10 protein-coding genes are annotated in these 11,542 nt (G+C 70.5%); 4 read left to right on the forward strand and 6 right to left on the reverse strand.

The features are described from left to right. Positions 1-5: 5 nt before the first annotated feature. The 3 genes from LCL61_RS26320 to LCL61_RS26330 form a co-directional block, all read right to left on the reverse strand. A complete protein-coding gene (locus tag LCL61_RS26320; protein ID WP_340682187.1) occupies positions 6-1,109 on the reverse strand; it encodes an LLM class flavin-dependent oxidoreductase in 1,104 nt (367 codons plus the stop codon). A 97-nt stretch (positions 1,110-1,206) separates the two neighbouring features. Continuing rightward, positions 1,207-1,917, reverse strand: a complete 711-nt coding sequence (locus tag LCL61_RS26325) for an MBL fold metallo-hydrolase (protein ID WP_340682188.1) — start codon at positions 1,915-1,917, stop codon at positions 1,207-1,209. A gap of 17 nt (positions 1,918-1,934) precedes the next feature. Further along, entirely contained in the window at positions 1,935-2,459 is a 525-nt protein-coding gene (locus LCL61_RS26330; protein WP_340682189.1) for a DinB family protein, read from the reverse strand. A 114-nt stretch (positions 2,460-2,573) separates the two neighbouring features. Here LCL61_RS26330 and LCL61_RS26335 point away from each other — a divergent pair, with 114 nt between their 5' ends. Then, positions 2,574-3,425, forward strand: a complete 852-nt coding sequence (locus LCL61_RS26335) for a hypothetical protein (RefSeq protein WP_340682190.1) — start codon at positions 2,574-2,576, stop codon at positions 3,423-3,425. Here the strand turns inward: LCL61_RS26335 and LCL61_RS26340 are convergent. Both LCL61_RS26340 and LCL61_RS26345 read right to left on the reverse strand, forming a co-directional pair. Then, positions 3,406-4,443, reverse strand: a complete 1,038-nt coding sequence (locus tag LCL61_RS26340; protein ID WP_340682191.1) for a FecCD family ABC transporter permease — start codon at positions 4,441-4,443, stop codon at positions 3,406-3,408. The genes LCL61_RS26335 and LCL61_RS26340 overlap by 20 nt on opposite strands. A gap of 23 nt (positions 4,444-4,466) precedes the next feature. Next, a complete protein-coding gene (locus tag LCL61_RS26345) occupies positions 4,467-5,510 on the reverse strand; it encodes a FecCD family ABC transporter permease (protein ID WP_340682192.1) in 1,044 nt (347 codons plus the stop codon). A gap of 105 nt (positions 5,511-5,615) precedes the next feature. Here LCL61_RS26345 and LCL61_RS26350 point away from each other — a divergent pair, with 105 nt between their 5' ends. The 3 genes from LCL61_RS26350 (at position 5,616) to LCL61_RS26360 (ending at position 10,254) form a co-directional block, all read left to right on the forward strand. Next, positions 5,616-7,301 carry an ABC transporter ATP-binding protein gene (locus LCL61_RS26350; protein ID WP_340682193.1) on the forward strand — a complete coding sequence of 562 codons (1,686 nt, stop codon included), beginning with the start codon at positions 5,616-5,618 and terminating at the stop codon, positions 7,299-7,301. Further along, complete coding sequence (locus LCL61_RS26355) at positions 7,298-9,055, forward strand: ABC transporter ATP-binding protein (protein WP_340682194.1); 1,758 nt, start codon at positions 7,298-7,300, stop codon at positions 9,053-9,055. The genes LCL61_RS26350 and LCL61_RS26355 overlap by 4 nt, the downstream gene beginning before the upstream one ends. Positions 9,056-9,168: 113 nt before the next feature. Then, a complete protein-coding gene (locus LCL61_RS26360) occupies positions 9,169-10,254 on the forward strand; it encodes an iron-siderophore ABC transporter substrate-binding protein (RefSeq protein WP_340682195.1) in 1,086 nt (361 codons plus the stop codon). Between the two features lie 231 nt (positions 10,255-10,485). On the opposite strand, the gene LCL61_RS26365 is transcribed toward LCL61_RS26360, so the two are convergent. Continuing rightward, positions 10,486-11,523, reverse strand: coding sequence for a metallophosphoesterase family protein (locus LCL61_RS26365; RefSeq protein WP_340682196.1), 1,038 nt, complete (start codon positions 11,521-11,523; stop codon positions 10,486-10,488). Positions 11,524-11,542: the final 19 nt, after the last annotated feature.

Raw genomic sequence — 11,542 nt, forward strand, 5'->3', positions numbered from 1 at the left:
AGGTTCTACGCGACGAGCCCTCGCCGGACCAGTTCCGGACGCACACCCTCACCGAACCAGTACGCCTCCTCCAGATGCGGGTAGCCGGAGAGGACGAACTCCTCGATGCCGTGCGCGTGGTACTCCTCGATGAGGTCGGCGACCTCCCCATGACTGCCGACGAGCGCGGTGCCCGCGCCACCGCGCACGAGGCCGATCCCGGCCCAGAGATTGGGGTACACCTCCAAACCGCGGACGCCGCCGCCGGTCTTCCCGCCGTGCAGCGCGGCCATCCGCTGCTGGCCCACGGATTCGCCGGCGGACAACTGTTCCTGGGTGTGGGCGATCCGCTCCGGGTCGATCGCCTCCAGCAGTTTGCCCGCCTCCGCCCAGGCTTCGGCCGACGTGTCACGGGAAAGGGTGTGCAGCCGGATACCGAAGCGGAGCTTCCGGCCCTGCTCCTCGGCGAACTCGCGGACCTTGGCGATCTTCTCGGCGACCTGCGCGGGCGGCTCGCCCCACGTGAGGTAGACGTCGGCGTGCCTCGCCGCGACCGGCAGCGCCGCCGCGGAGGATCCACCGAAATAGATCGGCGGAACCGGATCCGGCGCCGCGCGCGTGGTCGCGCCCTCGACCTTGAGGTGCTCGCCGTCGAAGTCGAACGGCTTGCCGCTCCACACACCGCGAACGATCTCGAGGAACTCACCGGTGCGGGCGTAACGCTGGTCGTGATCGTGCCAGTCACCGAAACGGCGCTGTTCGACCGTATCGCCGCCGGTGACGACGTTGAGCAGCACCCGTCCTTGCGAGATCCGCTGGAACGTCCCGGCCATCTGCGCGGCCAGTGTCGGGGAGATCGTCCCGGGCCGGAACGCGACGAGGAACTTGAGGCTTCTCGTCTCGCGGATCAGCGCGGCCGTCGTCAGCCACGCGTCCTCGCACCAGGTCCCGGTCGGTGTCAGCACGCCTTCGAAGCCGTTCGCCTCGGCGGCGCCGGCGACCTGCGCGAGGTAGCCGAGGCTCGGCTCGCGGGCGGCGGACGCCCCGGCGGCGCGGCTGGCGTGGAAGTGCTCCACGATCGTCCGGCCGTCACCGGTGGTGGGGAGGAACCAATGCAGCTTGAGCGTCACGGTTCCGAGCTTCGGCTTCCCGCACCGGCCTGGTCAATCCGCGAGCCTCGCGTCCCGCGATCTGGACACCTTCCGCATTTGTTCCTCTGAATGCGCCTCAGCCGCCGAACATCAGCCGCCATTCTTCCAGCGACTTCGGCCGGAACACGAAGTTCGTGTCCTTCACCCGCGACAGGTTCGCCGACGGCTCCGCCGAGTACTGGTGGCCCGGGTAGACGACCGGATCGCCGTCCAGCCCCGCCAGCCACTGGAGGCTCCGGTAGATCGCCTCCGCGTCGCCACCGGGGAAGTCGGTCCGGCCGCAGCCTTCGAGGAACAGTGTGTCGCCAGAGACGAGCTTTCCGTCGACCAGGAAACACTGGCTGCCCGGAGTGTGCCCCGGCGTGTGCAGCAGCCGGATCGGCACCGCACCGACCTCGAGGACGTCGTCGTGATCGTGCGAGCGAAGATCGGTTCCGGAGACGCCGGTGATCCGGCGGACCCACTCGGCCTCCGCACCGTTGACGTGGATCGGCACCTGGACTCGTTCCAGCAGTTCCGCGATCCCCGGCAGCGAGAAGCCCATCATCTCGCCGCCGACGTGGTCGGGGTGGTGATGTGTGGCGAGGACGCCGGTCAGCCGCATGCCGTCGGCTTCGAGCAGGTCCAGCAGATCTCCGACGGCGTACGCCGGGTCGACGATGACGGCGTCGTTCGTCTCCCGGTCGCCGATCAGATAGGCGAAGTTGACCATCTGCGTAGCGACGGGATCCCCCACCGCGAAGTCACGGCCCGCGAGCAATTGCCGGAAGTACAGCCTGTCAGCCATGCGGACACCTTACGGCGCTACTCCCCCGTGGTTCCGTCGGCCAGCTCCCGCAGGATGTCCAGCTGCCCGACGTGCCGGGCGGTCTCCTGGACGACGTGCGCGAGCACCCAGCGGACGGTGAACTTCCCCGACTTGCGCGCGCGATCGCCCGGCGAGAGCCCGGCCAGCGACGACTCCGCCAAGGCCCACTCGGCGCGGTACGCCTCGACGACCGACCGCGGGTCGTCGTCCTCGGTCAGCTCCCAGCTCGGATCCGGTGAGCCTTCCCACAGCGAAGGCAGGTCCGCTCCGCCCGCCTCGATCGAGAGCCACCAGCGCTCCACCGCGGTCAGATGCTTGAGCAGCCCCAGCGCGCTCATCCGCGGGGACGACGGCAGCGGTGTCGCGGCCGCCTGGTCCCTGGTCAGCCCGGCGACCTTGTTCACCGCCGTCGCGCGGAGGAAACGCAGGAAGTCCCACTGGATCCCGGCTTCGTCCTCGGCGATCCCCGCCGGCCAGGCGCGCTCCACCGGCTCGGCCGCGCTCGAACTCGTGTTCGACATGCCACTCACCCTACACATCCGGCGATCTCGCGTGCTTGAAGGCGGAACTCGCGTGCTTGGGCGGCGATCACGTGAGATCTCCGGGTGGGCGCCGCAGGGCTAGGCTCGTGGTTCATGTGGTGGGGTCTGGTTTGCGCGTTCTTCGCGGCCTGTGCGTACGGCGTCGCTTCGGTGATGCAGGCGATCGCCGCGAAAGCGACATCGGGCGCGGAAGATCGCGTCGATCCCCGCCTGCTCGTGCGGGTGCTGCGGCAGTGGAAGTTCGTCGCGGGTCTCGCGCTCGACGTCATCGGGTTCGTCGCCCAGGTCGCCGCGCTGCGGGTACTGCCGCTGTTCGTGGTCCAGGCGGCACTGGCCGGAAGTCTCGCCGTGACGGCGGTGGCCGCGCGGACGCTCGGGGTCCGGCTGGGGCGTCGCGAGTGGACGGCGGTCGCGGTCGTCTGCGCCGGGCTCGCGTTGCTCGGGATGTCGGCGGAAAGCGAGGGCTCGGCGTCGACCGGGCTGGGTTTCCGGCTCGTGCTGATCGGTGCGGTCGTGGTGCTCGGCACGGCCGGGATGTTCGCCGGTCGCGCGGCGCGCCGGATCCGGACACCGGCGCTCGGGTTGATCGCCGGCCTGTGCTTCGGCGTGGTCGCCCTTTCCGGGCGCGCGCTCACCAGCCTCGCCCCGCTGGATCTGCTGACCGACCCGGCGACGTACACGCTGGGTGTGGCGGGTGCGCTGGCGATGTTGTTCTACGCCACCGCGTTGCAGCGCGGCAGCGTCACGACGTCGACCGCGATGATGGTGATCGGCGAGACCGTCTTCCCGTCCCTGATCGGGGTGCTCGTACTGGGCGACACCACGCGACCGGGGTTCGCGGCCGTGGCGGCGGCCGGGTTCGTGCTCGCGGTTTCGGCGGCGCTCGCGCTGGCCCGCTTCGGCGAGCCCGCGCCGATCGAGCCGGTCAGCGCGCAGCTCGGCTGACCCCGCGCCGGGACACCAGCAGCCAGGCCAGGTACAGCCCGCCGATCGCCCCGGTGACGAGACCGACGGGCAGGCCCGCCAAGAACTGCTGGGTGATCAGATCACTGGTCACCAGCAGGAGCATGCCCATCAGCGCGGCCGCGGCGAGGCCCGGCCCCGAAGACCGCGTGAGCCGCTTCGCCAGCTGAGGCGCGGCGAGTGCCAGGAACGCGATCGGGCCGGCGGCCGCCGTCGCGATCGAACACAGCCCGACGCTGACCCCGAGGAGCACGACCCGGCTCCGCTGCACCGGCACGCCGAGCCCCTTGGCCGAGTCGTCCCCCATCTCCAGCAGAGAAAGCCTTCTGCCATAGACGAAAGCGGGCGGAAGCAGGACGGCGATGGCGATCGCGACCGGGCCGACATGCTCCCAGCCGCGCCCGTTGAGCCCGCCGACCAGCCACGCCTGCGCCGCCAGGCCGTCCTGCCAGGAGGCCCTCGTGATCAGGTAGGAGTTGAACGCGAGCAGCATCGCGTTCACACCGATACCGACGAGGATCAGGCGGAACGTGTGCACGCCGCCTTTCAGCGCGAGCAACGCGATCAGGCCCGCGGTCACGACGCCGCCGACCAGCGCACCCAGCGAAACCTGCAGCATGCCGCCGTGCACCACGATGATCGTCAGCAACGCGCCGGCGGCCGCGCCCTCGGTGAAGCCGATGAAGTCGGGGCTGCCCAAGGGATTCCCGGACAGGCTCTGCAGGATCGCGCCGCTGACCGCGAGCGCGCCGCCGACCAGCAGCGCGGTCAGCAACCGGGGCAGGCGCAGGGTGGTCACGATGAACTCGGTGCTCCGGTCGCCGAAGCCGAACAGCGTCTGGATGACCTCACCGACGGACAACGGGTAGTCGCCGGTGGTCATGCTGACAGCGCCGAGGAAGAACACCGCGATGGCCAGCAGCGCGACGACGATCGCGGCCCGCGGGGTGACGCGAAGGGAAAGTCCGCCGCCCGGGGTGCGCAGGACGCGGGTGCTCATCCGTGGGTGCTCCTTGATCGCGGTCACAGCCTGGCCAGCTTCCTGCGGCGGCAGAGCGCGATGAACACCGGCGCGCCGAGGAACGCGACGACGATGCCCGCCTGCAGTTCCTCCGGCGGGTTCAGCACGCGGCCGACGACGTCGGCGCCGATCAGCGCGATCGGCGCGAGCAGCATCGAATACGGCAGGACCCAGCGCTGGTCCGGGCCGACCAGCATGCGCGCGGCGTGCGGCACGGCGAGCCCGAGGAACAGTACGGGTCCGATCGCCGCGGTCCCCGCGCCGCAGAGCAGCATCACCACGACCGCGCCCAGCACCCGGGTGCGGCCCACGTGGGCGCCGAGCGCCTTGCCGGTCTGGTCGCCGAGCGCGAGGACGTTGAGCGGCCGGGCGAGCAGCAGCGCGATGATCACGCCGACCGCGACGAACGGCGAGATCTGCAGGAACACGTCCCATTTGCGGCCGCTGAGCGAGCCGACGTTCCAGAAGCGGAACTGGTTGAACGTCTCGGGCATCAGCAGCAGGATCCCGACGATGTAGGCCTGGAGTACCGCCATCACGGCCGAACCGGCGAGCACGAGCCGGTCCGGCGTGGCGCTGCGTCCTGCCGAGCCGAGGACGTAGACCACGACCGACGCGATCGCGGCGCCGGCGAAAGCGAACCAGATGTAGCCGAGCACGCTGGTGACCCCGACGAACGCGATCCCCGAGACGACCGCGGCCGAAGCACCGGTGTTGACGCCGAGCAGGCCGGGATCGGCCAGCGGGTTCCGGGTGAGCGCCTGCATCACCGCGCCCGCGAGGCCGAGCGCCGCACCGACGACCACGCCCAGCAGAGTCCGCGGGATACGGAGATCGTGGATGATCACCGCCTCGGTCGAGCCGTCGTTGTGCCACAGCACCGACCAGGTGGAGGTGAACGGGATGCTCTTCGACCCCACCCAGATACTGAGCAGGAACATCAGCGCCAGCAGGGCGAGCCCGACCACCAGGCCGCCGGCACGGAACGTCCGTGCCGCCGCGCTGGGCGGGGACGCCGCAGCGGGCGGGCGTTCGGTGACGACCACGGAACCTCCTTCGAGTGAGGCAAGGCTAACCGAACGCCGGAGTTCACCTCAACGAGCTACCTACTTAGACTAGCCTTACCTTCCCCACCACGAACGGAGGCGCCGGTGACCGCAACGGCCACCACCAGCCGGAGTGTCCTGCGGCAGGCGATTTCCGGGCAGCGACGGCGGGTCACTCTCGCCTCCGTGCTCGCCGCCGGGCACCAGGGCGGTGAAGCCCTCGTCCCGGTGATCATCGGCGTGGTGATCGATCAGGCGGTCGACGGCGGCTCGGTGGGCACGCTCGTGTTCTGGCTCGCCGTGCTCGGCGTGATCTTCGCGGGACTGTCCTACAGCTACCGGTTCGCCGCGCGCGCCGCCGAAGGCGCGTCCCTGCGCGCGGCGCACGACCTCCGCATCGCGATCAGCCGCCGGGTCCTGCATCCCGGTGGCGGCGCCGACAAGGGCAAGCTGGCGGGTGAACTGGTCAACATCGGCACCAGCGACGCGCAACGCGTCGGCGTGGTCAACGCGGCACTGCCGTTCGGGATCGCCGCGCTCGCCGGGGTGCTGGTCAGCGCCATCGCGCTGCTGCGGATCTCCCTTCCGCTGGGGCTCCTCGTGCTCTTGGGCACGCCGCCGCTGCTGTATCTCGCGCATCTCATCGGCAAGCCGCTGGAGCGCCGCAGCGAAGCCGAACAGGAACGGTCCGCGCACGCCTCGGGCGTCGCCACGGACCTGGTGTCCGGCCTGCGGGTGCTCAAAGGCATCGGCGCCGAACCCGCCGCGGTCGCCCGTTATCGCGACACGAGCCAGAACTCGCTCAAGGCGACCTTGCGCGCCGCACGGGCGAAGGCCTGGCACGACGGCGCGGTGCTCGCGCTGACCGGCGTCTTCATCGCGGTCGTCGCCCTCGTCGGCGGGCACCTCGCCTCGTCGGGATCGATCAGCGTCGGCGACCTCGTCGCCGCGGTGGGGCTCGCCCAGTTCCTGCTCACGCCGTTCCTGATCTTCTCGTGGGTCAACGGCGAACTGGCGCAGGGCCGCGCGTCGGCGGCCCGGGTCGCCGACCTGCTGACCACGCCGGTCGCGGTGGACTCGGGCGACGGCGAACTCCCGTCGCCCGCCACCGGGAACGTCCGGTTCACCGATGTCTCGTACGGCAGCCTTCGCGGCGTCGACCTCGACATCCCGGCCGGGCAGCTGATCGGCGTCGTCGCCGCGGATCCGGCCGCCGCGACCGATCTGCTCGACTGCCTCGGCCGCGCGGGAGATCCGGCCGAGGGCAAGGTCCACGTCGACGGCGTCGATCTGTCCACTGTGGACCCTGAACGAGTGCGGGAGGTCGTCTTGGTCGCCGCGCACGACGCGGACCTGTTCGAAGGAACGCTGGCGGAAAACGTCCACGCGGACGGCCGGTCCGCCGACGAGGCACTGGCCGCGTCGGCCGCGGACGAGGTCGCGGCGGCGCTGCCCGACGGCACCGCGACCGCGGTCACCGAACGCGGACGCTCCCTCTCCGGCGGCCAGCGGCAGCGTGTCGCGCTCGCCCGCGCGCTCGCCGCGGACGCGCCGGTGCTCGTCGTCCACGACCCAACGACGGCGGTCGACACGGTGACCGAAGCGAAGATCGCCACCGGGCTCGCCCGGCTACGACGAGGACGGACCACGATCCTGGTGACCACGAGTCCTGCCCTGCTCGCCGTGGCCGACCGCGTCGTCGTCCTGGACGGCGGCCGGATCACCGGCGAGGGCGGCCACGCCGAACTCGCCCGCGATCGCGCCGACTACCGCGCGGCGGTGCTGTCATGACCCGTGAACTCCTCCCCACCGCCGACGGCAAGCGGATCCGCGCCGTCCTCGGCGAACTGCTCCGCACCTCGAAGGCCCGCGCCGTCGGCGCGCTGGCGATGCTCGTCGGCGCGACCGCGATCGGGCTGCTCACCGCCCGGCTGCTCGGCCACATCGTCGACCTGGTCATCGAAAAACGGCCCGCGACCGAGCTGACCACCCCCGTGGTGGCACTGGTCCTGGTCGCCGTCGCACAGGCCATCGCGACGGCGTTGGGAGTCTCGCTCACCGCCAAGCTCGGCGAAACACTGCTCGCGGAACTCCGCGAACGGTTCGTCGACCGGGCGCTGGGGCTCCCGCTGGAACAGGTCGAACGCGCGGGCTCCGGCGACCTCACCGCCCGCGTCACCAACGACGTCACGGTGGTCGCGAGGGCGGTCCGCGAAGCCCTGCCCGAACTGGGCCGTTCGGTGCTGACGATCGTGCTGACCCTCGGCGCGCTCGCCGTCCTCGACTGGCGGTTCCTCCTGGCCGCGCTGCTCGCGACACCGATCCAGCTGCACACCGTGCGCTGGTACGTCCGCAACGCCGTCCCGTTGTACGCGAAACAGCGGATCGCGACGGGTTCGCAGCAGCAGCAACTACTCGACACGATCGGCGGCGCGAAGACCGTCCGCGCGTTCCGGCTCGCCGACGCCCACGTGGAGCGCGTCCGGCAGCGGTCCGAGGGCGCGATGGACCTGATGCTGCGCGGTGTCCGGCTGATGACGAAGTTCTTCGCCCGGCTCAACCTCGCCGAGTTCGTCGGTCTCTCGGCGGTGCTCGCGGCCGGTTTCCTGCTGGTGGGCGCCGACGCCGTGACCGTCGGCGCGGCGACCGCGGCGGCGTTGTACTTCCACAGCCTCTTCGGTCCGATCAACACCGCGCTGGCGCTCGTCGACGACGCGCAGGCGGCCGCCGCGAGCCTCGCCCGGCTGATCGGGGTCGCCGATCTGCCCGCGCCGCGCGAACCCGAACGGCCGGCGAAACCCGTCGACGCCTCGGTGAAGGCGGCGGGCATCTCCCATTCCTATGTGGACGGTCATCCGGTGTTGCGGGACGTCGATCTCAGCCTCTCCCCCGGTGAGCGGGTCGCGCTGGTCGGCGCGAGCGGGGCGGGCAAGACCACGCTGGCCAAGCTGATCGCCGGGATCCACACTCCGGCCTCGGGGACCATCTCCGTCGGCGGGGTCCCGCTCGACGAGCTCGGGCCGTCCGCCACGCGGCAGGCGGTCGCGCTGATCAGCCAGGAGGTGCACGTCTTCGCCGGTTCGCTGGCGGACGACCTCCGGCTCGCCCGTCCCGGCGCTTCCGACGCGGAGTTGCTGGCGGCGCTGGAAAAAGTCGGCGCGCGCGGCTGGGCGGAGGCGCTGAGCGAAGGCCTCGCGACCGTGGTCGGCGAGGGCGGGCATCAGCTGACCGTCACCCAGTCGCAGCAGCTGGCGCTGGCGAGGCTGGTGCTCGCCGATCCGCCGATCGCGATCCTCGACGAGGCGACCGCCGAAGCCGGGAGCGCGGGCGCGAAGACCCTCGAAGCCGCCGCGGCCGCCGCGCTGGAGGGCCGGACCGGACTGGTCGTCGCGCACCGGCTGACGCAGGCCGCGGCGTCGGACCGCGTCGTCGTGCTCGACGCGGGCGTGATCGTCGAAAGCGGGACGCACGACGAACTCGTGGCCTCCGGCGGTCAATACGCAACGCTTTGGGCGGCTTGGTCGGACAACCGTTCACGGACGTGACCCGGGACGCACCGTCACCGGTTGCAATCGGGCGGTCGGCGTCTTAGGTTAGCCAAACCTGATCCTCGATTAATCCGGCATTCCGCCGGACAGCCGATCACGAAGGACGGACGATGGCCCGAATCCCCACCCTCTCCGCCGTGCGCGGGCGCCTGAAGACCGCCGGCCTGCTGGCGTCCACCCTGGTGCTGGCCGCCTCGCTCACCGCGTGCGGAGGAGGCGGCGAGTCGGCCACCCCGGCCGCGCAGAACTCCGCCGGCTCCGCGGTCGACGCGAACGCGTTCCCGACCACGATCGAGCACAAGTACGGCAGCACCACCATCACGCAGGAGCCCAAGCGCGTCGTCACGGTCGGCCTGACCGAGCAGGACGCGCTGCTCGCGCTCGGCGTGGTCCCGGTCGGTGTCACCGAATGGCTCGGCAAGTTCCCCGGCACCATCGGCCCGTGGGCGACCGACAAGCTCGGCGGCGCCGCGCTGCCCGAGGTCCTCAAGGACGTGGACGGACCACAGTACGAGAAGATCGCCGCGCTCAAGCCGGATCTGATCATCGCGCTGTACTCCGGGCTCACCAAGGAGCAGTACGACAAGCTGAGCCAGATCGGCGTCCCGGTCGTCGCGCAGCCGAAGGAGTACAACGACTACGGCATCCCGTGGAACGAGGCGACCAAGAAGGTCGGCCAGGCCGTCGGCCGCGCCACCAAGGCGAACGAACTGGTCAAGGGTGTCGAGGACAAGTTCGCCCAGGCCCGCAAGGAGCACCCGGAGTTCGCGGGCAAGTCGGCGCTGATGGCCTCGACCTACGAGGGCTACTTCGTCTACGGCAGCCAGGACGGGCGTTCGCACATCCTCGAATCGCTCGGCTTCAAGCTGCCCGCCGACCTCGACGCCGTCATCGGTGACAAGTTCGGCAAGAGCCTCAGCGCCGAGCGGACCGACCTGCTCGACCGCGACGCGCTCGTGTGGCTCATCGACACCCCGGCCAAGGCGCAGGAGATCCTCGGCAAGGACGCGCTCTACACGGGCCTGAAGGTGGCGAAGGAGAAGCGCGAGGTCTTCATCGAGAACGAAGGCACCTATGGCAGCGCGGTCTCCTTCGTGACCGTGCTGAGCCTGCCGTACGTGATCGACAGGATCGTCCCGCAGCTCGCCGCCGCGGTCGACGGTGACCCGAAGACCGAGGTCAAGCCGGCCAACTGAGCCAGTGCGTCCGTGAAGGCCTCCTTCCCTACCCTCAAAGTAGGGAAGGAGGCCTTCGCTACCTTCAGGGCCGCCCACGGTCGCGAGCAGGCCGAGTCGGTCGTGAATGGCGTTTCGGGTCAGAGCGGACAGACATGTGCCTACCCATTGCTGTCGCGCCGCTGGCGCGAGACCCCCGTTCCCCAGCCGCACCCCGAATCGCCGCTCACGACCCGCAGCACCGGCGCCCACTCAGTGCGGGAACCCCCAGGAGTCGTGCAGCGGAACGGTGATCTGCTTCAGCCACGTCTTGGTGGTGAAGTCGCGAGCCTTGATGACCACCGAGAACGGCGAGACCTCCACCTGCAGCCCCTGGTTGAACGCGCCGCCGAGGGACACTTCCCCGCCCTTGCCGTCGTCCGTCCAGCCGGTCTGCACGGCGGCGGTGTTGACGACCGTGAACCCTTCCAGGTTGCCGGTACCAGGCACCACGCGGCGGACCACCCAGTCCGACAGGTTCAGATCCCAGTGCGTGTGCCCGGAGAAGAGGAACACGTCCCGGTGGCGGCCGAGGATCGACAGCAGCCTGTCGGGCTGGAGGTAATCGGACCGGTAGAGCTTGTTGTGCGTACCCGAAACGGTGTTGGGCAACGGATGATGCGTCAGCACCATCACCGGGCTGCGCCGGTTCGACCAGTACCGCAGGCGTTGTTCGAGCCAGGTGAACTGGCGGTCGCTCATCCAGACCTCGTCCCACAGCTTGGGGTCGTGGTACTTCGCGTACCGCTCGGTGCCGAGGCAGAGCACCGGAACGCCGCCGAACGACGTCTCGTTGTAGACGGTGTTGCGGCCCGCGAACCGGTAGAAACCGCGGAAGAGGGAATCCTCGGTCGTCCCGTTGGGCCAGGTCTCCTGGGCGAGCGTGTCGGGATCCCGCCACTTCGGGACGTAGAACTCGTGGTTGCCGATCGCCCACGCGACCTCGCGCGGATGCGGGTGCTTGTCGAACGTCGCGCGAAGCTGGGCGTACTCGAAGTCGTAACCGCGCGGGGTGAGGTCGCCCGCGATGCCGAGCCCGGCGCTGCCCGGGTTGATCGCGTGCAGGTCGTCGAGCGCCTTGCCGAAGTCGGTGAGGTCGCCCTGGATGTCGCTGAGGACGTTGAAGCGGACGACCGGCCCATGCGGGCCCCACTTCCCCTGTGTCCGCGGTTGCGCCTCCGCCTGACCCGGCAGCATCGCTGCCCCTGCCGCCGCACCACCGGCGGTCACCATGAACGCTCTTCGATCCATAACCCGAACGCTACTCACG

Origin of the sequence: Amycolatopsis coloradensis, assembly GCF_037997115.1 — a bacterium.
GTDB lineage: Bacteria > Actinomycetota > Actinomycetes > Mycobacteriales > Pseudonocardiaceae > Amycolatopsis > Amycolatopsis coloradensis_A.